Source organism: Streptomyces sp. NBC_01288 (genome assembly GCF_035982055.1).
In the GTDB taxonomy this organism is placed as follows: Bacteria; Actinomycetota; Actinomycetes; order Streptomycetales; family Streptomycetaceae; genus Streptomyces.
In genome coordinates, this window is sequence record NZ_CP108427.1 from 538506 (window position 1) to 562975 (window position 24470).

Here is a 24470-nt window from a genome sequence, read left to right on the forward strand (position 1 = left end):
TTCGAGGTGCCCGGTGTTATCGCCAGAGGCGCTTGTCGTCCGGTACGGCGAGGAGGCTGTCGGTGGGGAGGTGGCTTCCCTGGGGTTCGCGCAGGGGGACGACGCCGACGCAGCGGCCGTCGCGGTCCAGGATCCGGCCCATGTGCTTCACCGTCCGCAGGACCACCGAGCGGTCGTCGATCACCAGACGTGGCAGCCTGCGCGACAGATGTGCCTCGAAGGTGTGCACGTCGGCCAGCGCGCGCAGCCAGACGTCGATGACGAGGTTGTGCGGGCCCGCGGTGATCGCGCACGAGCGGACCTCCCGTATGCCCGACAGGACGCGGCTGGTCTCCTCCAGGTGCAGGGCGGGCACGGACGCGAAGTACACCGCCGCCAGTGGCCAGCCGGACAGCCGCCGGGCGAGGTCGCAGCGCAGGCTCACACGGGAGGCCAGCAGCGACTGGAGTCTGCGGCGGACCGTGGTGACGCCGACGCCGGTGGCGGTCGCCAGGGCGCGGATCGACATCCGGCCGTCGGAGCTGAGGAGTTCGAGGATCTGCGCGTCCAGGGAGTCCCAGGGCGTGGTGCTCGCGGTGCCCGGGTCGGGCGGGATGTCGGAGGCGTGGCTCGCCTCGATGCGCGCGCACTGGGCCGCGTCGAGGCTGCGCAGGCGCCAGCGGCTGCCCTCGGTGGGGACGCCGGTGGAGACGTGCGTGCGGGTGGCGCGGACGCCCGGTGTCTGCTGGAAGAGGCGGGTGGTGAGGTGGGCGAGTTCGTCGAGGTCCCGGGTCTGTACGGCGGTCACGACGTCGCGGCCGCCGGCCGTGATCTTGACGTTGGCCACGGCGTGCTCGGCGGCGAGCGCGCGGGCCACGTCCTCCGCGACGCCGGGCTCGGTGTCGACCTCGACGATGCCCGTCACCACGATCCGGGAGTCCGACAGCCTCGGGTAGGCGGTCACCCACGCGAGCCCGGCCTCCTCCAGCCGCTGCCAGCGCCGGGCCGCCGTCACCGGGTTCACGCCGAGGACGTCGCCGACCAGGGTCCACGGGGCGCGGGGGTGGATCTGTAGCGCGTGCACGACTCCGCGGTCCAGTTCGTCGAGATCCGCGGCAGCGAAATCCTGCGCCTCCTGGGACGGCGTATTCCTGCGCGCCCGACTGAAATCAGGATCGGAAGCTGCACCGTAGCGCGGGGTTATCTCGTCCATTGCAGACTCCCTTTCGCCTGTTCCTGATAGCGAGGTTCCCCGACACCGAGGTTCCTGATACCGAGGAGTGATTCGGCCCCACCATGACGGATGCCATGACGCAAGAGACCTTTCGGACCATTTTGCGCGTCGAGAACGCCCGCCTCGTCGACGGTACCGGTGCGCTCCCGGTGACCGACGCCGTCGTCGTCGCGGACGCGGAGGGAACGATCACCTACGCCGGACCAGCGGCTACGGCCCCACCCGTGCCCGGTGACGGCTCCGCGGTGCGGATCATCGACGCCGGCGGCCGGACCGTGCTCCCCGGGTTCTTCGACTGCCACACCCACCTCGCGTACGCGCAGGGCTCGCCTCCCGGGCGGCGCGGCGAACTCGATCCGGTCCTCGTCACCTACGACACCGCGACCCGGCTGCGGCAGACCCTGGACGCGGGCATCACCACCGCCCGTGACCTGGGCGGACTGTCCACCGGGTTCCGTACGGCCGTGGAGACCGGGCGGATCGTCGGCCCCCGGCTGCACACCGCCGTACGGATCATCAGCCACACCGGCGGGCACGCCGACTTCCGCATGCTGGACGGCACCGACCTCAGCGGCGGCGAGATGGCCGAACTGGCCGACACCGTGGACGAGTCCCGGCTCGCCGTGCGCAAGGTGCTCCGCGCGGGCGCCGACGTGGTCAAGATCTGCGCGTCCGGCGGCATGGCCAGCCCCTACGACCAGCCCGAGGACGAGGGGCTGATGGAGGAGGAGATCCGGGCCGTGGTGGACGAGTGCCGACGCCACGGCGGCAAGCCGGTCGCCGCCCACGCGCAGGGCACCGCGGGCATCATCAACGCCATCCTCGGCGGTGTCACCAGCATCGAGCACGGCTACGGCCTGGACGAGCGGGCGCTGGACCTGGCGGGCGAGCGGGGCACGTTCGTCGTGCCGACGCTGTCCACGGTGTTCGCGGGTATCGACAAGGACCTGATGCCGGAGCACCACTACCAGAAGAAGGTCCGCTGGTCGGGCATCACCAAGGAGAACATCGCCCGCGCCATCGACCAGGGCGCCCGCATCGCGCTCGGCACCGACGCGGCGGTCTGCCCGCACGGCCAGAACCTGCTGGAGCTGCGCTTCCTCGTGGACCTCGGCATGGACCCGATGACGGCGATCGTCGCCGGTACCCGCACCTCGGCCGAGCTTCTGGGCCTGTCCGACCGGCTCGGCACCCTGACCGTCGGCAAGACCGCCGACCTGATTCTGTGCGACGGCGACCCGCTCGCGGACATCGGCGTGCTCGGCGATCCCGGCAACATCGTGTGTGTCGTCCAGGACGGCGTCGTACGCAAGGATCTGCTGCCCGCGGCGGGAACCCACTGACGGTCTCATCCCCGGCGGAGGGCCGGCAGGACCGAGGAGCCGACGGTCTCGATCAGGTCGGTGGGCAGGTCGTAGGAGCCGACGTGCTGGAGGAAGACGTCGGTGACGCCCAACTCGCGCAGGGTGCGCAGGCGTTGGGTGATCTGTGCGGCCGTGCCGATCAGGCAGAACTCCTCGGCGAAGCGGACGGCCGCCTCGTCGCTGATCCAGGCCGAGCAGATTCTGACGGCCGCGTCCCAGTCCTCGGCGTGCACGAGGTCCGGGTAGACGCCCTCCACTGTCGCCGGGACGTCCACGTCGATGCCGGCGAGGGCGAGGAAGGACGCGCCGCCGTTCTGGGCGATCGAGGCGCAGATCGGTTTGATCAGGCGGGCCTCGGCCTCGATGTCGTCGGTCACCGCGCAGAACGCGGACACGGTCACCGGGAACGCCTCCGCGCTCCGGCCGGCCGATTCCGCGCCCTCCCGCACCCGGGCGGTGGCGGCGGCCAGGGTGCGCGGTGAGACTCCGCTGAGCAGGATGACGCCGTCGGCGATCTCACCGGCGAGGCGCAGGTTGCGCGGCCCGCTCGCCGCGAGATGCAGCGGCACGGACGGCTGGGGGTCGCGCAGCCGTGAGCGGACCTTGCCCTCGAAGTCCCAGTCGCGCCCGTCGAGCAGGGCCCGCAGCATGCTCAGGCCCTCGCGCAGTTCCGCCGAGCCGGTCTGGCGCAGGCCGATCGGTGCGACGGAGCTGTTGCCGACGCCGAGGCCGAGGGTGAACCGGCCGGGCGCGAGTTCGGCGACGCTGCGGGCGGCCGACGCGACGACGGACGGGTGCCGGGTGGCGAGGTTGGTGACGGCGGTGCCGAGGCCGATGCGCTCGGTGGCGAAGGCGGCCGCGGTGAGTGTGGTGAACACGTCCCGCCACAGCAACTGCGAGTCGGGGAACCACACTTGGTCGAAGCCGAGCTCCTCGGCCCGCCGTACGGTCCGGGCCACCCGGTCCGCCCGGTCGCAGGGCGGGACGCGCACGCCGATCCGCAGCGGGCCCTCGTCGCGGCTCTCCGATATGTCGCTGTTCATGGAGAGGACCCTAAGGACGAGTGAGGGGCCGCCAAACGTCTGCGGTCCGCTGAGCGGTCCGCCCGCACGGTACGGCCGGAGGCCGACGCGGGTGCCCGCGCCCCGGAAGGTCACGGGCACCCCGGTCCCGGGCGCGACTACGCCGGGGCGGTCGACGGCAGGAACGCCATGGTCATCGTGTCGGGCTTGACGGTCACGACGGCCTGGGCGCGGGGCGGACGCGAGGTGAGTTCCAGGCGGGGCCAGGTCCGCAGGACGGTCGCGAGGATGATCTGGAGTTCGGCCCAGGCGAAGTTCTCGCCGATGCACTTGCGGCGGCCGTCGCCGAAGGCGAGGAAGGAGCCCCGCGTGGCCGGGGCGCGCTCGGGTGTCCAGCGGTCCGGGTCGAAGGTGTCGGGGTCGGGGAAGTGGTCCGGGTCGTGCTGGTGCAGGTAGGGGCTCCAGATCACGTCGGCGCCCCGGGGGATGCGGTGGCCGCCCAGGTCGACGTCACGGGCGGCGGTTCTGGTCACCATCCAGGCGGGCCCGTATTTTCGGATGGCCTCCTGCAAAACCCTTCGGGAGTACGGGAGTTGATCGAGGTCCTCGTGGCGCAGGGGCCGGTCGCCGCACACCGAGTCCAGTTCCTCGCGCAGCCGTCGCTCGATGTCGGGGTTCCGGGTGATCTCGTAGAGCGTCCAGGCCAGCGTGGTGCCGGTGGTCTCGATCGCTCCGGTCAGCAGGGTGATGGCCTCGTCCTGGAGCTGCTGACGGCCCAGCGACTCCTCCGCCGCCAGCAGGGTCTCGAAGAGGCCGGGCTTCTTCTCGCCCCGGTCCGCGTGCGGGCAGCCCGTCGCCTCGGCGGGTGCCGCGTCACCGGTGCCGTGGTGGTCGATGGCCTGGTCGATCAGCGCGCGCAGCCGGGCGACCCGCTCGGCGTGGGCGCGGTTCATGGGCAGTGGCAGGCGGGTCACCCAGGCCGGGAGGATGGTCTGCCGAATCGTTCCTTCCATGATGGCCGGCATGAGGGCGGTGAACTCGCCCGCCAGTTGCCCCGGCAAATCGGTGCCGAAGAGGGCCACCAGGAACGCGGCCAGGGTGATCGCGTTCATGTCCGCGTACACATCGCGGGGCTGCCCCGCGGGCCAGGCGGCGACGAGCGCCCGTACCCGTTCGATCATGGCGTCGCCGCGTTCGGCGATGTGCGCCTTGTTGAACATCGGCTGCATCAGACGCCGGTTGCGCAGATGCGTGTCCCCGTCGGCGACGGTGGCCAGCCCGTCGCCGAAGAAGACCCGCAGCGCGTCGATGATCTTCCCGCCCTTGGTGAAGTCCGCGGCGTCGGTCACCAGGACCCGCCGGGTCAGGGCGGGGTCGGTGACCACGTAGGCGGGGGTGGGACCGATGCGTATGCGGACGACGCTGCCGTGCTCGCGCAGCGAGGTGATGAACGGCAGCGGGTCGCGGGCCAGCCGGTGGCCGTGTCCGATCAGGGGCAGGCCGCCGGGAGCGGTCGGGGCGGGGGTGGGAGCGGGGGCGTCGGCGGATGAGGTGACGGGGGTGCTCAACTGATCTCCTCGTGAGGGAGGCAACCACAAACGTCCGCATCACTGCCCAAGATCACCTTCCGGAATGCAATCCGGAAGTGATCCCTCCGTCACACTCCGAAGCGCGTCGCCTCGCGCCGCGATCTCACGGGCCTCCCGCTCCGCGGACCCGCTCCAACTCCTCCGAGGCACCGGATTCAACGACGGCATCGCTGAATCCCATGGCGAGGAACGGTTGGACTCGGGAATCGCGCGGGGGCACAGTGGACATGTCGATCACCCCGGCGACACCACCCCCTCATGCACCTCGCGGAGACCCCCCGATGACCCACGTCGCAGATCCTGAGCGTTACAACGGCACCATGCGCTACCGCCGCACCGGCCGCTCGGGGCTCGACCTGCCCCTGCTGTCGCTGGGCTACTGGCACAACTTCGGTGACGACCGGCCGTTCGAGACGCAGCGCGAGATCGCGCTGCGCGCCTTCGACCTCGGCATCACCCACCACGACCTGGCGAACAACTACGGCCCGCCCTACGGCGCCGCCGAGTCCAACTTCGGCCGGCTGCTGAAGCAGGACCTCGCACCGTACCGGGACGAGCTGGTGGTCTCCACGAAGGCCGGCTGGGACATGTGGCCCGGTCCGTACGGTCAGGGCGGCGGCTCCCGCAAGTACGTCCTCGCCTCGCTGGACCAGTCGCTGAAGCGCACGGGCCTCGACTACGTGGACATCTTCTACTCCCACCGCCTCGACGCCGGCACCCCGCTCGAAGAGACCATGGGCGCCTTGGACACCGCCGTCCGCCAGGGCAAGGCCCTCTACGTCGGCATCTCCTCCTACGACGCGGAGCGCTCCCGTGAGGCCGCCGCCATCCTCCGCGAGCTGGGCACACCGCTCCTCATCCACCAGCCGTCGTACAACATGCTCAACCGGTGGATCGAGGACGACGGGCTGCTCGACGCCGCGCGGGACGACGGCTTCGGGGTCATCGGGTTCACGGCGCTGTCGCAGGGGCTGCTGACCGGGCGGTACCTGGACGGGATCCCGGAGGGGTCGCGGGCCGCGCAGGGCACGTCGTTCGACGCGGGCTGGCTGACGGAGGACATGGTCCGGCGGCTGCGCGCGCTGAACGACATCGCGGGGCGGCGCGGTCAGACCCTGGCGCAGATGGCGCTCGCCTGGGCGCTGCGCGACGAGCGGGTCACCTCGCTCGTCATCGGCGCGTCCCGTACGGAGCAGCTCGAACAGAACGTGGCCGCGCTGGACAACCTCGCCTTCAGCGCCGAGGAACTGGCCGAGATCGACTCGTACGCCGTCGACGGCGGGGTCGACCTGTGGCAGGACGCCCGTACTGGGAAACTCGGGTGAACCTCAAGGTGCCGGTGGCCGGCACCTCCCAGGACACCGCGGAGGCATGACGTACATGACAGTGGACGGCTCGGTCGAGCGCACGGACGGCAGCAGCGACGAGGGAATCGTCCCGACGACGCAGGCGGTGCTGGAGTCACTGACGCCCAGCGCGACCTTCCTCGTCGTCACCGTGGAGCCGGGCGGCGAGGAGACGGTGCGCCAACTCCTCAAAGATCTGGGCGGGTTGATCCGGTCCATCGGGTTCCGCGCGCCGGACGGGCGGCTCAGCTGTGTGACCGGCATCGGGTCACAGGTGTGGGACCGGCTGTTCGCCGGTCCGCGCCCCGCCGAGCTGCATCCGTTCCGCGAACTCGTCGGCGACCGCCACACGGCCGTCTCCACCCCGGGCGACCTGCTCTTCCACATCAAGGCCGTACGGGCCGACCTGTGCTTCGAGTTGGCCGCCGAGATCATGGGGCGGCTGAGCGGTGCGGTCGCCGTGGCCGACGAGGTGTCCGGGTTCCAGTACTTCGACGTGCGCGATCTGCTGGGCTTCGTCGACGGCACCGAGAACCCGGTCGGGCGGGCGGCCCGCGAGGCGGTGGTGATCGGCGGCGAGGACCCGGAGTTCGCGGGCGGCAGCTATGTGATCGTGCAGAAGTACGTCCACGACATGGCGTCCTGGAACGCGCTGCCGGTGGAGCAGCAGGAACGGGCCATCGGGCGCAGCAAGTTGACCAACATGGAGATGGACGACGACGTCAAGCCGGCCGACTCGCACATCGCGCTGAACGTCATCACCGGCCCGGACGGCACGGAACGGAAGATCCTGCGCGACAACATGCCGTTCGGCAGCGCGGCTCAGGGCGAGTTCGGCACCTACTTCATCGGCTACGCCCGCACGCCCTCGGTCACCGAGCAGATGCTGCGCAACATGTTCCTGGGCACCGACTCCGCGTCCCACGACCGCATCCTGGACTTCTCCACGGCCATCACCGGAAACCTTTTCTACGTCCCCTCGGCGGACTTCCTCGACGACCTGCCCGCTGCCCCGGGGCAAGCAACTTAAGTGAACGGTTAACCAGCCGTTGACACCCCTGTCCGCCGGGCGCCCAATGAGGCCCGGACGCGGCGCCCGGCCGACCGGCCAACCGCCGTGCAGGACAGGGGGATTGCGGTATGCAGGTTCCCGCTCCGTTCGAGTACCAGCGGGTCGGCAGCGTCGGTGAGGCGGTCGCGCTGCTCGACCGCCTGGGCGACACGGCACGGCTGGTGGCCGGCGGGCACAGTCTGATCCCGATGATGAAGTTGCGGCTGGCCAACTTCGAGTACCTGATCGACATCAACGACCTGCACGACGAGCTGGGTTACGTCCGCGTCGAACCCGGGCTGATCCGCATCGGCGCGATGACCCGCCACCGCGAGCTGCTGGAGTCGGACGAACTCGCCGCCGCCTTCCCGGTGTTCCGCGACGCCGAACGCGTCATCGCCGACCCCGTGGTGCGCAACCGGGGCACGCTCGGCGGCTCCCTGTGCCAGGCCGACCCCTCCGAGGACCTCTCCGCGGTCTGCACCACGCTCGACGCGAGTTGCGTGATCCAGGGCAGGGACGGCGAACGGGTGGTGTCCATGGAGGACTTCCACCGGGGACCGTACGAGACCGCCGTGGGCGACGCGGAGATCCTCACCGAGGTCCGCTTCCCGGTCCGCCCGAACGGGTCCAGCGCCTACGAGAAGGTCGAACGCCGGGCCGGTGACTGGGCGGTGGTATCGGCAGGTGCCGCGGTGTGGCTGGACGGCGACGGACTGATCGCCGACGCCCGGGTGGGACTTGCCGCCGTAGGACCGAACACGGCGGGCATCCCCGGCATCGCCGACGCCCTGCGCGGCCATCGCCCGACCGAGGAACTGTTCGGACAGGCCGGGGACATCGCCGCCGAGGCTAGCTCTCCGGTGACCGACCGACGCGGCAGCGCCGAGTACAAACGGCATCTGGCACGGGAGTTGACCGTGCGCGTGCTGCGCCGGGCCGTGGCCCGCATCGACGGACAGGAGGTGTGATCATGCAGGTCAGCATGGTCGTCAATGGCGATGAGGTCACCCGGGAGATAGAGGGGCGGCTGCTGCTGGTCCACTTCCTGCGCGACCACCTCCGGTTGACCGGCACCCACTGGGGGTGCGACACCAGCAACTGCGGTACGTGCGTGGTGTGGTTGGACGGCGAACCGGTCAAGTCCTGCACCGTCCTTGCCGCGATGGCGGGCGGACACGAGGTGCGCACGGTCGAGGGACTCGAACAGAACGGTGAACTCGACCCGGTGCAGCGCGGGTTCGTCGAGTGCCACGGCCTCCAGTGCGGCTTCTGCACCCCCGGCATGATGATGACGGCGCGTGCGCTGCTGGACCGCAACCCCGACCCCTCCGACACGGAGATCCGGGAGGCGATCTCCGGGCAGATCTGCCGCTGCACCGGCTATGCCACCATTGTCCGCTCCGTCCGGTGGGCGGCGGCCGAGGAGGCGGGGACCCGAACTTCCCTTGACGCACAGGCCACCTCAGGGAGCGCGTCATGACCGCCGTCTCCGAGAACGGCCACCGCACCGCCTTCGTCGACAACGACAAGAAGCCCTGCGGCCACGGCCGGATGCTCCGCAAGGAGGACCCGCGCTTCGTCCGCGGCAAGGGCCGCTACGTCGACGACCTCGACCTGCCCGGCATGCTCCATCTGGCCATCCTCCGCTCGCCGTTCGCGCACGCCCGCGTCCTCTCCGTCGACACCACCCTCGCCGAGGCCCACCCCAAGGTCCGGCTGGTCGTCACCGGCGCGATGCTCGCCGAGAAGGGCCTGGCGTGGATGCCGACCCTCTCGAACGACGTGCAGGCGGTCCTGGCCACCGACAAGGTCCGCTTCCAGGGCCAGGAGGTCGCCTTCGTCGTGGCCGAGGACCGCTACGCGGCCCGGGACGCGCTGGAGTTGATCGACGTCGAGTACGAGCCGCTGGACCCGGTGATCGACGTCCGTACCGCCCTCTCCCCCGACGCGCCCGTCATCCGCGACGACCTGGAGGGCAAGGCCGACAACCACTGCTTCGACTGGGAGACCGGCGACGAGGCCGAGACCGAGGCCGTCTTCGCCCGCGCGGACGTCGTGGTCACCGAGGACATCGTCTACCCGCGCGTGCACCCGGCCCCGATGGAGACGTGCGGCGCGGTCGCGGACTACGACCAGGTCGACGGCAGGCTCACCCTGTGGTCCACCACCCAGGCCCCGCACGCCCACCGCACCCTCTACGCGATCGTCGCCGGGCTGCCGGAGCACAAGATCCGGGTCGTCTCCCCCGACATCGGCGGCGGCTTCGGCAACAAGGTGCCGATCTACCCCGGTTACGTGTGCGCGATCGTCGGCTCACTCCTCATCGGCAAGCCGGTGAAGTGGATGGAGGACCGCGCGGAGAACCTCATCAGCACCGGCTTCGCCCGCGACTACGTGATGCGCGGCGAGATCGCGGCCACCCGCGACGGCAGGATCCTCGCCGTCCGCACCCAAGTCCTCGCCGACCACGGCGCGTTCAACGGAACAGCCGCTCCCGTGAAGTACCCGGCCGGATTCTTCGGCGTCTTCACCGGCAGCTACGACATCGAGGCCGCCCACTGCAAGATGACCGCCGTCTACACCAACAAGGCGCCGGGCGGGGTCGCGTACGCCTGCTCGTTCCGCATCACCGAGGCCGTGTACCTGATCGAGCGGATCGTCGACTGCCTCGCCTACGAACTCGCCATGGATCCGATCGAGTTGAGGATGAAGAACTTCATCAGGCCCGAACAGTTCCCCTTCCGCACCAAGACGGGCTGGGTCTACGACTCCGGCAACTACGCGCCCACCATGGAACTGGCGAAGGAACTCGCCGGCTACGACGCCCTGCGCGTCGAGCAGGCTGAGAAGCGGGCCCGCGGTGAACTCATGGGCATCGGCGTCTCGTTCTTCACCGAGGCGGTCGGCGCGGGTCCCCGCAAGGACATGGACATCCTCGGCCTCGGCATGGCCGACGGCTGCGAACTGCGGGTGCATCCGACCGGAAAGGCGGTCGTACGGCTGTCGGTTCAGTCGCAGGGGCAGGGGCACGAGACGACGTTCGCGCAGATCGTCGCCGAGGAACTCGGCATCCCGCCGCAGGACATCGACGTGGTGCACGGCGACACCGACCAGACACCGTTCGGCCTGGGCACCTACGGCAGCCGGTCCACGCCCGTCTCGGGCGCGGCGGCGGCACTGGTCGCCCGCAAGGTGCGGGACAAAGCACGCCTGATCGCCTCGTCGATGCTGGAGGTGTCGGTCGCCGACCTGGAGTGGGAGAAGGGCTCCTTCCACGTCGCGGGCGACCCCGAGGCCTCGGTCACCATCCAGGCCATCGCGATGCGGGCGCACGGCGCGGGCGATCTGCCCGAGGGTGTGGAGGGCGGGTTGGAGGCGCAGATCTGCTACAACCCGGAGAACCTCACCTATCCGCACGGCGCCTACATCTGCGTCGTCGACATCGACCCGGGCACGGCCAAGGTGACCGTCCGCCGGTTCGTCGCGGTCGACGACTGCGGCACCCGTATCAACCCGATGATCATCGAGGGGCAGGTGCACGGCGGGCTCACCGACGGCGTCGGCATGGCGCTGATGGAGATGATCTCCTTCGACGAGGACGGCAACTGCCTCAGCGGCTCGCTGATGGACTATCTGATCCCGACCGCGCTCGAAGTCCCCGACTGGGAGACCGGGTTCACCGTCACGCCCTCCCCGCACCACCCCATCGGTGCCAAGGGTGTCGGGGAGTCCGCGACGGTCGGCTCGCCGCCCGCCATCGTCAACGCGGTGGTCGACGCGCTCAAGCCGTACGGCATCCGGCACGCGGACATGCCGCTCACGCCCTCGCGGGTGTGGGAGGCGATGCAGGGCCGACCGACTCCGCCGATCTGAAGGTGGCTGTGATGACCGGCAAGTTGAGTGCCCGCGCCCTCGAACTCACCGAGCGGCGCGTGCCGTTCGTCCACGCGCGCGTGGTGCGGGCCCAGGCGCCCGCCTCGGCACACCCCGGCGACGAGGCCATCGTGCACGGCGACGGCACCATCGACGGCTTCGTCGGCGGCCAGTGCGCCGAGGGTTCCGTGCGTACGGCCGCGCTCGGCGCCCTGCACGACGGCGGACCGCTGCTGCTGCGCGTCCTGCCGCAGGGGGACGCCGAGTTCCCCGAGACGCCGGGGGCGCGGGTCGTGGTCAACCCCTGCCTGTCCGGAGGCGCGTTGGAGATCTTCCTGGAGCCGGTGCTGCCGCCGCCACTGATCGAGGTCGTCGGAACCACGCCGGTCGCGGAGGCCTGCGTCGCGTTCGCCGCCCTGCTCGGCTACGCCACGGCACGCTCCCTGCCCGAACTCCCGCCCACCGCCCACACGTCGGCGGTGATCGTGGCAGGGCAGGGGCGCGGCGACGCGGAGTCCCTGCGCGCCGCCCTCGACGCGGGCGTCGGGCACATCGCGCTGGTCGCCAGCCACCGCCGTGCCGCCGCCCTCCTCGACGAACTCGGCCTGACCGAGTTGGAACGGTCCCGCGTGCATGCTCCGGCCGGGCTGGACATCGGCGCCCGTACGCCACCGGAGATCGCGCTGTCGATCCTGGCGGACGTGGTGCGGGTCGTACACGCGTCGAAGACACCCGTGCCCGAGCACCCTGCCCAGGCCGTGGACCCGGTGTGCGGCATGACCGTGACCGTGGGCCCCGACACACCCCATCTCACCACCGGGGAGGGCGAGTTCTGGTTCTGCGGTCCGGGCTGCCGGGACCGCTGGTCCCCGGGTGGGCGGGCCACCGGGTGAGCGAACTCTTCACGGACGCCGATGACGTACGGCGGCGGCTCGACGAGGTCGGCCACCTCGTCGACGACGGCACGGCGACCGCCCTCCTCCTGGCCACGTTGCTCGACCGGCCGCTGCTGCTGGAGGGCGAGCCCGGCGTGGGCAAGACCAGTGCCGCGAAGGCACTCGCCAAGGCGCTGGACACTCCGCTGATCCGGCTCCAGTGCTACGAGGGACTGACGGCGGGCGAGGCGCTGTACGAGTGGAACTACCAGCGCCAACTCCTCGCCGTCCGGCTCACCGAGACGCACGGACGGGAGCTGTCCGACGCCGACCTGTTCACCGAGGACTTCCTCCTCGACCGGCCCCTGCTGCGTGCGGTACGTCATCAAGGCCCACTGCCGCCCGTGCTGTTGATCGACGAGATCGACCGGGCCGACGACGAGTTCGAGGCGCTGCTCTTCGAGTTCCTGGGCGAATCCGCCATCAGCATCCCGGAGTTGGGCACCTTCACCGCCGTACGCCCGCCCGTCGTGGTGCTCACCTCCAACCGCAGCCGAGAACTCCACGACGCGCTGCGCAGACGCTGCCTCTACCACTGGATCGACTTCCCGACGCCCGAACGCACGGCGGAGATCCTGCGCCGTACGGTACCGGCCGCGAACGAGCCGCTGATCGCGTCCACGACCGAATTCATCGGCCGGGTGCGCGAGTTGGACCTCGACAAGGCGCCCGGCATGGCGGAGGCCATCGACTGGGTCTCCGCCCTGGCGGCACTGCGGGTCGCGCGACTGGCCCGCGACGACATCGTCCGCACGCTCAGCACCGTCGCCAAGAGCCCCGACGACCGCACCGCCGTCGTCGGCGCCCTCGACGCACTCGGCTACCCCGAAGAAGCGAGGACACCATGAAGATCGACAACGAGTTCAGCGTCGGTGTGCCGGTCGAGCGGGCGTGGCAGGCGCTCACCGATCTGGAGGCCCTCGCCCCGTGCATGCCCGGTGCCGAACTCACCGGCGTCGACGGCGACATCCACCGGGGCAAGGTCAGGGTCAAAGTCGGGCCCATGGTCAGCCAGTTCGCGGGTACGGCGCGCTTCCTGGAACGGGACGAGAGCGCCCACCACGCCGTGATCAGCGCGGCCGGCAAGGACATGCGCGGGGGCGGCAACGCGTCGGCGACGGTCGACGCCCGGCTGCGCGGCGAGGGCGCGGGCACGGTCGTGACGGTCGTGACGGACCTCAACATCAGCGGCAGGCTGGCCCAGTTCGGCAGCGGCATGATCAAGGAGATCTCGGAGAAACTGTTCGCGCAGTTCGTGGCGAACGTGGAGACACAGTTGCTGGCGACGCAAGAAGCCGAGGCCGAACCAGAGGCAATCCCGACGGAACCGGAGACAGCGCCGACGGCACCCGTGTCGCAGCCGGCGGCGCCGAGCGTGCCGCTGGACCTGATGCAGGTGGCCGGCGCGTCCGTGTACAAGCGGCTGCTCCCCGCCATCGGTGTGGTCGTCGTCATCGCCGTGGTGGTCTATCTGCTGGTCCGATGACACCGAGTGGTCCGTTGCTGCCCGCCGTCGACCGGGCCGCGTTCGCGACCGCGCTGGCCGCGCGGCTCAGGGAACACGGCGTGCCGGTGGGTCTGACCGGCACCCGGGACTTCGTGGACGCGCTCGCGGCCGCCCCGCCCAGGACGCGCACCTCGTTGTACTGGACGGCTCGCGTCACCCTCGTACGCGACCACCCCGAACTCGCGCTCTTCGACCGGGTCTTCGACACGATCTTCGGTCAGTCCGTACTCGCCCTCGACCCGAACGCGCGCCGCAACGGGCGCGGTGCGGGTGCCGGCGGCCAGGACTCTGCGGGCGCCGACACTCGCGACGGTGACCCCGTCGGCGGTTCCGGGCTGCCGTGGGTCACCCTGCCGCCCGCCGTCGACGGCGCCGAACACCGTGCGGACCGCGCCCTGACGATGCCGGAGCGCCTGCCCAGCGAGCTGGCGGCCGCAGTGGACACGCCGTTCAGTGAACTGGACGCGGGGCAGGCCGAGTTGCTCGGCCGCCTGCTGGAGGCACGGCTGCGGGAGTGGCCCGTACGCCGCACCCGGCGCTACGCCGTGCGGGCGAGCGGCCACCGGGTGGCGATCCGGGAGACCATGGCCCGGGCCCGGCGGACCGGTTGGGAACCGGTACGGCTGGTCAGGGCCGGTCCGGTGGACCGGCCGCGCCGGGTCGTGGTGCTGTGCGACGTGAGCCGGTCGATGCAGGCGCAGGCGGTGGCCTGTCTGCATCTGATGCGGGCCCTCACGCTGACGACACACGCCGAGGTCTTCGCGTTCGCCACCTCCCTGACCCGGCTCACCACGGTGCTCGCGCACCACTCGGCCCAGGAGGCGTTCGACGAGGCGACGGAACGGGTCGCCGACCGGTTCGGCGGCACCCGCATCGCCCACTGCCTGAGCACACTCCTGACCTCGCACCACGGCGGCACCCTGCGCGGCGCGGTCGTACTGATCGCCTCGGACGGCTGGGACGGCGACCCACCACACCGCCTCGCCACCACCATGGCCCGACTACGCCGCCGCGCCCACACGGTGATCTGGCTCAACCCCCGTGCGGCCGCCCCCGGTTACGCCCCCCGCACGACGACGATGACGGCGGCCCTGCCGAACATCGACCTACTACTACCGGCCGACAGTTTCGGCGCACTGCTACGGGTGCCGGGCGAAATCGCACGGCTAGGTGGGCGCCCTGAAGGGGCGCGGGGAACTGCGCGACCAGCCCCCACCGGCCGGCAGAAAAACAACTACAGACGCAACGGAACCCTCAACTCCACAAGGTCACATGAATAGCCGGCCGAAACCGCCCCGCCGTAACCCCCGCCCCACGCAACATCGCCTGCGTAGCCCGCGGCGTGGTGACAAACCGCCGCAACTCCGCCGCAGCGGACGCCACTTCGCGGTCGGGCAGGGTGAGCAGGTTCCAGGAGCCGCGCGCGGGGAGCTGAGGACCGGCGAGTTGACGGAGATCACCTTCGGCGAGGTCCTTCGTCACCGCGAAGGCGACGGCCAGGGCCACCCCCTTACCCCGCTTGGCCTCGTCGACGGCGGCGGCGTGGCTCTGAAAGATCCGCTGGTTGTGTTCGGGGATGCCCAGGCGGCGCAGGACCGACGGCACCATGCCCGTCCGCCCGACCGCCGAGGGACCCAACAGCCAGGTCTGGCCCCGCAGTTCGGCCACTCCGGCATTCGCCGCGGCCGCGAGCGGATGGTCCGGTCCTACGACGGCGATCACCTGGTAGTTGAGGAAGTGCGTGCAGGTCGCGGCGTCGTCGAGGGTGGCGGGGCGGGGTCCGATGGCGACGTCCACGGCGCGGGTCAGCAGCAGGGAGGCGAACTTCTGCGGGCCGTGCACGCTCAGTTCGACGTCGAGGTCGTCGGCGCGCCCCGCGAACAGCTCGATCAGGCCCGGAGCGGCATGTTCGGCGAACAGGCTCGACGCGGCGACGCGCAGCAGTCGTCGGCCGGAGCCGGCCTGTTTCACTTCGAGGATCGTCCGGTCCTGTAGCCCCAGCATCTCGGCGGCACGGCTGGCCAGCCGCAGCCCGCCCGGGGTGAACGCGAGCCCGTTGGCCGTGCGGGCGAAGAGCTTGTCGCCGAGTTCCCTGCGCAGATGCGCGATGTGGATGGAGACGGCGGACTCGGTGACGGCGAGATCGGCCGCGGCGGCCTTCACGGAGCCAAGGCGTACGGTCGCCGCGAAGGCCCGTAGTTGCGCCGGGGTCAACCAGAACCTCCCGCACTCGCCACGGGTGCCCATTCACCTGTGCCCTGGATTTCAAATTAGCGCACTTGTTCGCCGAGAGCCATGGTCGCGCCGAGAGCCGCGGGGGCACAGCAAAAGCACAGGTGGGAAAGTTCAGCGATCTGCCAAAGCCCGTACACCGCAAGGGTGTTGACGTGCACACACCGGCCTGCGAAGGTCTGGACCTGGCGCAGCCAGTAGCGCCCCCACAGCCAAGAACCTGGAGTTGGCGTGCCTCATTCGACACCCCCCACCACAAACCCCGCAAGAGCCGCGAAGCCCCGCAGCCGGCGCCTTCGCCGCTCCGCCGTCGTCACCGTCCTCGGTGCGCTGGCCCTCGTGGTCGGTCAGGCGACGGCCGCCCAGGCCAACGTACTCACGTTGCTTCCGCAGAACGCGGACGGCCAGGAGCAGACCTTCTCCCCGGCCTACGACTACGACGGCGACGGCTGCTACGCCACGGCCGCCATCGGCCTGGACGGCACCATCAACCCCGGGCTGAAGCTCGGCGGTGACGTCAACGGGCACTGCCACGACATGGCCCAGCTGAACAACGCAAACACGTACTCGCGGACCAAGTGCAACAACGACTGGTGCGCGGTGATGTACGCCAGCTACTTCGAGAAGGACCAGGTCACCCTGGGTCCGGCGGCGATCGGTCACACCCACGACTGGGAGCACGTCGTGGTGTGGATCAAGGACAACACGGTCCAGTACGTGTCGGTGTCGCAGCACTCCGCGTACCAGGTGTCGGCGGCCTCGGGGGTGCGCTTCGACGGCACACACCCCAAGATCGTCTACCACAAGGACGGCATCGGCTCGCACGACTTCCGCTTCGCCAACACCAACGACGAGCCCGCGGAGAACGCCACCGGCAACTGGTTCTACCCGCGTCTGGTGGGCTGGAACGGCTACCCGGCCGGCCTCAAGGACAAGCTCCTCGCCGCGGACTTCGGCTCGGCCACGCTGAAGATCAGGGACAGCGACTTCAACTACGCGCTGTCCATCGCGGAGCCGTCCGGCATCTCGTTCGACCCGAACGCGTGATGCCGGCCCGGCCTCGGAACTGGTCTTACGGGCGGGTCTCGTAGCGCGGTTTCGGGGCCGGGTGGATGTTCTGGTTGAGGCGGAAGACGTTGTCCGGGTCGCGGTCGGCCTTGATGCGGGCCAGGCGCTCGTAGTTGCCGCGGTAGCTGGCCCGGACACGTTCCTGTCCCTCGTCCATCATCATGTTCACGTAGGCGCCGCCCGCCGAGTACGGGTGCAGGGCTTCCTGGTAGTCGATGGCCCACCTCTTGATGGGGTCGGCGTTGGCGGGGTCCCGGTCGACGCCGGCGAAGACGGACGCCCAGCGCGCGTCGCGGTACGCCCACGGGGTCTCGTCGTTGCCGACGTCGTGAGCGGCGCCGTCGATCGGGTAGAGGTGCATCGTCGACTGCGGGGTGGGTACCTCCGCCCCGAACTTGGCGTGGAGTTCCACCGCGTCGTCGGGGATGTCGTTGACGAAGTCCGCGCGCCAGTACCACTGGTCGCCGGGCGGGTAGAGCCCGTCGAACATGCCCTGCATGTCCGGGTGTTGCATCGGTCCGGCCGCGTGCAGGAGCGGTGCGGGCAGCGCGTCGAGCAGGGGCGCCATCGCGCGTGCGGCGGCCTCGGTGTCGCCGCCGGTGTAGCACCACACGACGCCGGCCGTCTTGCGCAGTTGTATCTCCTCGGGGAACGGCGGGGCGGGCGGAACGCTGCCGTGCAGGAAGAACGCGTTCAGCTCGCGGGGCGCGTTCGGCAGGAAGTCCCGGTAGGCGGTGAGGACTTCGGCGCTGATCTCGACCGGCCAGAAGGTGGGTCCGGCGACGACCGTGCTCACCTCGTGCAGCCGGAACAGGAACGAGGTGACGACCCCGAAGTTGCCACCACCGCCCCGGACCGCCCAGAACAGGTCGGTGTTCTCGTCCGAACTCGCCCGTACCCGGCTGCCGTCGGCCAGCACGAGGTCGGCCTCCAGCAGGTTGTCGATGGTCAGCCCGCACTTGCGGGTGAGGTGGCCGAGCCCGCCGCCGGTGGCGAGACCGCCCACGCCGGTGGTGGAGATGATCCCGCTCGGGGTGGCGAGCCCGTGCGCGTTGGTGGCCCGGTCCACCTCGCCCCACACACAACCGCCACCGACCCGTACGGTGCGCGCCTCGGGGTCCACCTGGATGTCCTTCAGGAGCGAGAGGTCGGCGACCACTCCCCCGTCGACGGTGCCGAGTCCGGCCCCGTGGTGCCCGCCTCCCCGTACCGCGAGGGGCAGTTCGTGTCCACGGGCGAAGCCGACCACGCGGGCCACCGCGTCCGCGTCGGCGCAACGGGCGATGAGGGCGGGCCGTTTGTCGATCATCGCGTTGTAGACGGCGCGGGCCTCCGGATAGCCGGCGTCGTCCGGGCCGATCAACTCCCCCGTGAAGTCGGTCAGTTCACGGCGAGCGGTCTGTGCGAGCGTGCTGGACATGCGGTCCCCCGTTTCGTGGTGCTCTGCATGACCTGCTCGTTCTATGTCGCCCGGGACTGTGCGGTCATCGGTGCGCGTCACCCAGCTCGGCGCCGTCGGGTACCTACGTTTCGCCGTACGGCAGCAGCCCGAGTTCGGTGGCGCGGGCCGCGGCCTGCCCTCTGGTGGGCGCGTCCAGCTTCTCCAGTACGGCCCGCACATGGTTGTCGACGGTACGGACCGACACCACGAGCCGGTCGGCGATCTCCGGGTTCGTCAGACCGTCCACCAGCAGTCGCACGACCTGGAGTTGACGTTCCGTGAGGCCGCCCGGGTTGCCCCGCGTCGCCGCGTGCGGGCCGCGCGGGATACGGCGGACGCCGAGGGCGCGCAGTTCGGTGCGGACGAGGCGGGCGAGGGGTTCGGCGCCGAGTGCGTCGAGTTCGGCGAGGGCGGCGAGCTTGTCGGCCGGGTCGGGGCTCTCCGCGAGCGCGGTGGCGTGTTCGTAGGGGCAACCTGCCTGTTGCCACAGATCCGCGGCCCGCTTCCACTCACCGGCGGCCTGCAACGCGTACGGGTGGTCGCTGTCGTCGGCGGCGACGGGGTGCCCAACTTTACTGAGCCAGTAGCCGAGTTCGGCCCGGTACGGCCCGTGGCCGAGGTGGGCCGCCTGCGCGTGGGCGGGCTCCGCCGCTTCTATGACCGCCGCGTGGTCGCCCCGCAGCCAGGCCGCCTCCGCCCGCGCCGCCGCCACCGGGCCCGTGCGCTGCAACTCCCCGGCCCGTACGGCGATCTCCCGGGCCTGGGTGAGGAGTTCGTCCGCGCCCGGCCTGCCGCACCGGACACGCACCCGGGCCAGGACGGTCAGCGCGGGGCAGCGGGCCGGTACGAAGTCGTGCATCCCGTACTCGGCGTGCCGCTCGGCCTCGTCCCAGTCGGCGGCGGCGAGCCGGCGCATGGCCTGCTCGACGTGGAGGTAGTTGAAGAACCCCAAGTGCTCGGCCCGGTCGGCGAGTTCCATGGCCGGGGGCAGATAGCGGTCGGCCTCGGCGTAGCGGAGGTCGTCGAGGAGGGACCAGATGATGTTGGCGTAGGACCGGCAGGCGTGTTCGACCTCGCCCGCCGCCAGCGCCACCGCGAGACTCTCCTCGACCTGCCGTCGCCCGTCCGGGTCGCCGCTGCGCCAGCGGGCGGTGCCCACGTTGTTGAGGGCGTGGGCGAGGATCGCGGGGTCGTCCGCGCGGCGGGCCAGGGCGATGGCGCGCTCGCCGTGGGCGATGGCCTCGGCGTATCGGTCGGACAGCATCCGCAGCTGGGCGGTGTTGCTGAGCGCGAGGGCCAACAGCCGGTCGTCACCGGCGTGTTCGAGGACGGCGATGGCCTCCCGGGCCGCGTCCTGGGCCTCCTCCGCGTGGCCCGCCCACCAGTGGATGCGGGACAGCCAGCGCAGATCGGCGCCGAGGGTGAGGGTGTCGCCGAGGGAGCGGCGCAGTGCTACGGCGTCGCGCTGGGCGGCGACGGCCTCGACGGAGTCGGCGAGGGTGTAGCACTCCACCGCGTAGCGTTCGAGCAGGTCGGCGAGTTCGGCGGGGGTGTAGCGGTGTCGTTGCCGCAGCACGAGCCGTAGCTGGGCGGCGGCCTCGCGGTGGGCGCCCGCCTCGGTGGCGTCCCGGGCGGCGCGGGGGCCGTAGCGGGCGATGGCGTCCTCGTCGCCTGCCTGCGCGGCGTGGTGGACGACGCGGGCCGGGTCGGAGCCGGGCCGGAGCATGAGGGCGGTGAGCACATCGCGGTTGAGGTCGATGCGCCGGGCGGCGGGCAGGGAGTCGGCGACGGCTCGGCGGATCAACTCGTGCCGGAACGCGACCCGTTCGGGGGTCACCGCGAGGAGCCCGCGCTGTTCGGCCGCGGCCAGCACGGCGACGCCGCCCGTCAACAGCGCGTCGACGAGGGGCCGTTCGACGGCGGAGGGCACGACGGCGAGTTGCTCCAGCGCGTCGACGGTCCGGCCGTCCAGCCCACGCAGCCGGGCGAGCACGGCGTCGACGACCGTCGGGGGCACTCCCCCGGTGCCGCCGGCCGCGAGGACCTCGGTGACGAAGAAGGGGTTGCCCGAGGTCACCTCGTACACCTGCGCCGGGTCGAGGCGGCTGGCCGAACTGAGCGCGCGTACCGCAGACTTGGAGAGGCGGGCCAGCGGCAGCCGGTGCACGCGGTCGGTGCGGGAGACCTCGCCGAGGAGGTGCCGCAGCGGGTGCTCGCGGCTCAACTCGTCGTCCCGGTAGGTGAGGACGAGTACGGCGGGCAGCCGATCCATCCGCCGGACCAGGAAGCGCAGGGCGTCCAGCGAGGCCTCGTCGGCCCAGTGGACGTCCTCCACGACGAGTACCGCCGGATGCGGTACACCGGCCAACTCCCCTTGCAGTGCTTCGTAGACGCGATGGCGGTCGCCGCCCTCCATGACGGCCCGGGCGAGTTCGGCGCCGACGCTGCCGACGAGGTCGCGGAACGGGCCGAGGGGGCGGCGGGTGGCGAGGTCGTCGCACTGGCCCAGGAGGATGCGTGTGCCGTGCGGGAGCCGGTCCGGCATGGCCTTCACCAGGGTCGACTTGCCGATGCCCGCCTCGCCGAGGACGAGCGCGACAGAACCGGCCCCGTCCGCCGCCTCACGTGCGGCCGAAGCCAGTCGCGCCAGTTCGGGCTCACGCTCCAGGATCCCCCGATCCACGCCGCCGATTGTCCCACTCGGCGCGAACTCCCGTACGGGTGTCACACTTCGGACCTCCGCCGCCCTCTTGAGTGCAGACACTCACGGGAGGCGTTCATGACCAGGACCGAGCCGGCCGGGACCACCGCACAGCACCTGATCGAACTCTCGGCCGGGCCCCTCGCGTACGAGGACACGGGCGGCGACGGTCCCGTCCTGGTGCTGCTGCACGGCCTGTTGATGGACGCGTCGCTGTGGGCCGCCCCGATCGCCGAACTGTCCGCCACGCACCGGTGCGTGGCCCCGACCCTCCCGCTCGGCGCCCACCGCCACCCGATGCGCGCGGACGCCGATCTGTCGCTGCCCGGGGTGGCCCGGCTCGTCGCCGAACTCCTCGACCGGCTGGATCTGCGGGACGTCACGCTCGTCGGGAACGACACGGGCGGGGCGCTGGTGCAGCTGCTGATGGCGGACGGAGCCACGCGGGTGGGGCGGGTGGTCCTCGTCTCCTGCGAGGCGTTCGACAACTTCCCGCCGGGTCTGACGGGCCGCACGCTCGTGCTCGCGGGGCGTCTCTCGCCGTGGCTGTTCGGGCAGTTCATGCGGCAGCTGCGGGTACGGGCGCTGCGCCGCCTGCCGTTGGCGTTCGGGTGGCTGACGAAGCGCGGGGACGCGGTCACCGCGCGCTGGACGGAGCCGGTACGGCGACAGCCGGGGATCCGCCGCGATGCCGTACGCGTGCTGCGCGCAGCGGCGGCGGACGGGCGCCGCCTGCTGGAGGAAACCGCCCTGCGGCTGCGGGAGTTCGACCGTCCCGCGCTGGTGGTGTGGGCGAGCGAGGACCGGGTGATGCCGCCGGAGCACGGGCGCCGGTTGGCTCAACTCCTGCCGGAGGGGCGGCTGGTGGAGGTGGCCGACGGATACACGCTGCTCCCGCTGGACCGGCCCGCCGAACTCGCCCGGCTCATCGGCGAGTTCGTACGCGCGACCGTCCCGCCCGCACGGGCCTGATCTGGTGCCCGCGGCGCGGCTTGGGGGCGTCGAGCATGCTGACGCCGTTGTAGTTCCGGCCGTGCACGTAGAACGTGGGTCCGGCGACGAAGGTGACGACGACGGCGACGACGCTGATCGGGAAGAGGATCGGGAGTGACTGGCCCTCGGGGAGGGTCTTGCCGCCCTCGTGGATCGCGTAGGCAAGGGCGGCGAAGAACACGACCGCGCACACGATCCCGATGACACGCATGACGGCCGCGAGCATGCGGGTGGTGGACTGGTCGCGGACCTCGGCCAGCAGGGACGCCGAGCACTCGGTGCAGGTCAGCTCCACCGTGTGCTTGCCCGACGGGGGCCGCTTGACGGTGTAGTGCGCGGAGGTCCAGGTGATCGTGCGCGTCTTCGGTTTGAGGATTCCGCCCGTGACCTTGTCACTGAGTATGTGCCGGACTGCGACCTCCGCGGTCCCCGCTGTGCTCATGGTTCCTCCGATACGCCGCCCCGACGATCATCACGAATCCCGCACAGTGTGACCTGTGAGAACCGGCCACTCAATGGTCCTGGTGATTTCTTTTCCTTCGCCTACAACTTCTCAACTCAGCCATGACGTGCGGGACTTCTCCGGTCGCACCTCTTGACGGCTTTGGTGCAGACCTTTAGGTTCACCAGCCAACAGACCTCCCATGAATGCATTCCCCACTCACATATGTGAACACTCGTGTTCACCTCTCACCGCCCTCACGCCGGCGGCGTCCACCCCCCCACCCAGGACGAAAGGCCCCTCGTCATGCAACGCCTCGCCCTGCGCTGCGCCCTCGCCCTCTCCCTCGGCCTCACCGCCGTCGGCACCCTCGCAGCCCCCTCCGCCTCGGCCGCGACCGGCACCATCACCGGCCTCGGCGGCAAGTGTCTCGACGTCGCCGGCGCGAGTTCCGCCGACGGCACGGCCGTACAGACCTACGACTGCAACGGCACCGCCGCCCAGCAGTGGACCGTCGGCACCGACGGAACCATCAGAGCCCTCGGCAAGTGCCTTGACATCACCGGCAATTCGACGGCCAACGGCGCCCAGCTCCAGCTGTGGACGTGCGGCGGCAGCGCCAACCAGCAGTGGACCGTCAGCGCGGCGCGCGACATCGTGAACCCGGCCGCCAACAAGTGCCTTGACGTCACCGGCAGTTCCACGGCCAACGGCACCCGCACCCAGATCTGGACCTGCTCCGGCGCCGCCAACCAGAAGTGGACCGCGCCGGCGGCCGGCGGCACGACCCCGCCCACGACCGCCCCGATGGCCGTGGCCCCGTACCTGTACAACGGCTGGGGAAACCCGCCCAGCCCTACGACTGTCATGAACGCGACCGGCGTGAAGTGGTTCACGCTGGCGTTCGTCCTGAGCAACGGCTACTGCAACCCGCAGTGGGACGGCGGCCGCGCGCTGACCGGCGGGGTCGACCAGTCGACCATCAACACCGTGCGGGCCAACGGCGGTGACGTCGTCCCGTCCTTCGGCGGCTACAGCGGCAACAAGCTGGAGAGCTCCTGCTCCAGCGCGAGTGAACTGGCGGCGGCGTACCAGAAGGTCATCAGCGCGTACTCGCTCAAGGCCATCGACATCGACATCGAGGCCGACGCGTACAGCAACGGGACCGTGCAGCAACGGACCGTGGACGCGCTGAAGACCGTCAAGGCCAACAACCCGGGCATCAAGGTGTACGTCACCATCGGCACCGGCCAGAGCGGTCCCGACACGAGCCTCATCAACCGGGCCGCGTCCTCCGGACTGACCGTCGACGCCTGGACGATCATGCCGTTCGACTTCGGCGGCGCCGGCCAGAACATGGGCACGCTCACCCAGCGGGCGGCCGAGGGCCTCAAGACCGCGCTGAAGAACGCGTACGGCTACAGCGACGACGCGGCCTACCGGGACATGGGCATCTCGTCCATGAACGGCATCACCGACAACAGCGAGACCGTCACCACCGCCGACTTCCAGACCATCCTCGGCTACGCGCAGACGCACCACCTGGCGCGGCTGACGTTCTGGTCGGCCAACCGTGACCGTCCCTGCTCGGGCGCCTACCCGAACGACGACACCTGCTCGGGCGTGAGCCAGAGCAACTGGCAGTTCACCAGCATCTTCGCCCAGTACACCGGCTGACCGCCGCCCCTCC

General features: G+C 70.9%; 20 protein-coding genes. 13 read left to right on the top strand and 7 right to left on the bottom strand.

Annotated elements, in window-relative coordinates:
• Window positions 1–16 precede the first annotated feature (16 nt).
• Window positions 17–1192, bottom strand: a complete 1176-nt coding sequence (locus tag OG194_RS02530; protein WP_327399147.1) for an Lrp/AsnC family transcriptional regulator — start codon at window positions 1190–1192, stop codon at window positions 17–19.
• Window positions 1193–1275: 83 nt separating this feature from the next.
• Between OG194_RS02530 and OG194_RS02535 the strand changes: the two genes are divergently transcribed.
• Window positions 1276–2556 (top strand): amidohydrolase family protein, encoded by a 1281-nt coding sequence (locus tag OG194_RS02535; RefSeq protein ID WP_442811481.1) that lies wholly within the window; start codon window positions 1276–1278, stop codon window positions 2554–2556.
• 5 nt (window positions 2557–2561) lie between these two features.
• Here the strand turns inward: OG194_RS02535 and OG194_RS02540 are convergent, their stop codons facing one another.
• Both OG194_RS02540 and OG194_RS02545 read right to left on the bottom strand, forming a co-directional pair.
• Complete coding sequence (locus OG194_RS02540; RefSeq protein ID WP_327399149.1) at window positions 2562–3620, bottom strand: LLM class flavin-dependent oxidoreductase; 1059 nt, start codon at window positions 3618–3620, stop codon at window positions 2562–2564.
• 137 nt (window positions 3621–3757) lie between these two features.
• Window positions 3758–5167, bottom strand: a complete 1410-nt coding sequence (locus tag OG194_RS02545) for a cytochrome P450 (RefSeq protein WP_327399150.1) — start codon at window positions 5165–5167, stop codon at window positions 3758–3760.
• A gap of 302 nt (window positions 5168–5469) precedes the next feature.
• Between OG194_RS02545 and mgrA the strand changes: the two genes are divergently transcribed.
• From mgrA to OG194_RS02590, 9 genes are all read left to right on the top strand, one after another.
• A complete protein-coding gene (mgrA, locus tag OG194_RS02550; RefSeq protein WP_327399151.1) occupies window positions 5470–6513 on the top strand; it encodes an L-glyceraldehyde 3-phosphate reductase in 1044 nt (347 codons plus the stop codon).
• A gap of 55 nt (window positions 6514–6568) precedes the next feature.
• Window positions 6569–7564 (top strand): Dyp-type peroxidase, encoded by a 996-nt coding sequence (locus OG194_RS02555; RefSeq protein WP_442811777.1) that lies wholly within the window; start codon window positions 6569–6571, stop codon window positions 7562–7564.
• Between the two features lie 110 nt (window positions 7565–7674).
• Window positions 7675–8556 carry an FAD binding domain-containing protein gene (locus OG194_RS02560; RefSeq protein ID WP_327399154.1) on the top strand — a complete coding sequence of 294 codons (882 nt, stop codon included), beginning with the start codon at window positions 7675–7677 and terminating at the stop codon, window positions 8554–8556.
• A gap of 2 nt (window positions 8557–8558) precedes the next feature.
• Entirely contained in the window at window positions 8559–9068 is a 510-nt protein-coding gene (locus tag OG194_RS02565; protein ID WP_327399155.1) for a (2Fe-2S)-binding protein, read from the top strand.
• On the top strand, window positions 9065–11461 hold the full coding sequence (locus OG194_RS02570) for an aerobic carbon-monoxide dehydrogenase large subunit (RefSeq protein WP_327399156.1): 2397 nt from the start codon (window positions 9065–9067) through the stop codon (window positions 11459–11461). The genes OG194_RS02565 and OG194_RS02570 overlap by 4 nt, the downstream gene beginning before the upstream one ends.
• A gap of 11 nt (window positions 11462–11472) precedes the next feature.
• Window positions 11473–12354, top strand: a complete 882-nt coding sequence (locus tag OG194_RS02575) for an XdhC family protein (RefSeq protein WP_327399157.1) — start codon at window positions 11473–11475, stop codon at window positions 12352–12354.
• A complete protein-coding gene (locus OG194_RS02580) occupies window positions 12351–13244 on the top strand; it encodes an AAA family ATPase (RefSeq protein ID WP_327399158.1) in 894 nt (297 codons plus the stop codon). The genes OG194_RS02575 and OG194_RS02580 overlap by 4 nt, the downstream gene beginning before the upstream one ends.
• Complete coding sequence (locus OG194_RS02585) at window positions 13241–13882, top strand: SRPBCC family protein (protein ID WP_327399159.1); 642 nt, start codon at window positions 13241–13243, stop codon at window positions 13880–13882. The genes OG194_RS02580 and OG194_RS02585 overlap by 4 nt, the downstream gene beginning before the upstream one ends.
• Window positions 13879–15183, top strand: coding sequence for a vWA domain-containing protein (locus OG194_RS02590; protein WP_327399160.1), 1305 nt, complete (start codon window positions 13879–13881; stop codon window positions 15181–15183). The genes OG194_RS02585 and OG194_RS02590 overlap by 4 nt, the downstream gene beginning before the upstream one ends.
• Here the strand turns inward: OG194_RS02590 and OG194_RS02595 are convergent.
• Window positions 15158–16117, bottom strand: a complete 960-nt coding sequence (locus tag OG194_RS02595) for a LysR family transcriptional regulator (RefSeq protein WP_327399161.1) — start codon at window positions 16115–16117, stop codon at window positions 15158–15160. The two genes, OG194_RS02590 and OG194_RS02595, sit on opposite strands and share 26 nt — an antisense overlap.
• A 357-nt stretch (window positions 16118–16474) precedes the next feature.
• On the opposite strand from OG194_RS02595, the gene OG194_RS02600 reads away from it, so the two are divergent.
• On the top strand, window positions 16475–17182 hold the full coding sequence (locus OG194_RS02600) for an NPP1 family protein (RefSeq protein WP_327406960.1): 708 nt from the start codon (window positions 16475–16477) through the stop codon (window positions 17180–17182).
• 25 nt (window positions 17183–17207) lie between these two features.
• Here the strand turns inward: OG194_RS02600 and OG194_RS02605 are convergent, their stop codons facing one another.
• Together OG194_RS02605 and OG194_RS02610 are read right to left on the bottom strand one after the other, a co-directional pair.
• A complete protein-coding gene (locus OG194_RS02605) occupies window positions 17208–18623 on the bottom strand; it encodes an FAD-binding oxidoreductase (RefSeq protein WP_327399162.1) in 1416 nt (471 codons plus the stop codon).
• 103 nt (window positions 18624–18726) lie between these two features.
• Window positions 18727–21327, bottom strand: coding sequence for a helix-turn-helix transcriptional regulator (locus tag OG194_RS02610; RefSeq protein WP_327399163.1), 2601 nt, complete (start codon window positions 21325–21327; stop codon window positions 18727–18729).
• Between the two features lie 96 nt (window positions 21328–21423).
• Between OG194_RS02610 and OG194_RS02615 the strand changes: the two genes are divergently transcribed.
• A complete protein-coding gene (locus tag OG194_RS02615; protein WP_327399164.1) occupies window positions 21424–22317 on the top strand; it encodes an alpha/beta fold hydrolase in 894 nt (297 codons plus the stop codon).
• On the opposite strand, the gene OG194_RS02620 is transcribed toward OG194_RS02615, so the two are convergent.
• Window positions 22271–22780 (bottom strand): hypothetical protein, encoded by a 510-nt coding sequence (locus tag OG194_RS02620; protein ID WP_327399165.1) that lies wholly within the window; start codon window positions 22778–22780, stop codon window positions 22271–22273. The genes OG194_RS02615 and OG194_RS02620 overlap by 47 nt on opposite strands.
• Before the next feature lie 306 nt (window positions 22781–23086).
• Here OG194_RS02620 and OG194_RS02625 point away from each other — a divergent pair, with 306 nt between their 5' ends.
• Window positions 23087–24457, top strand: coding sequence for a ricin-type beta-trefoil lectin domain protein (locus OG194_RS02625; protein ID WP_327399166.1), 1371 nt, complete (start codon window positions 23087–23089; stop codon window positions 24455–24457).
• The last annotated feature ends 13 nt before the right edge of the window (window positions 24458–24470 follow it).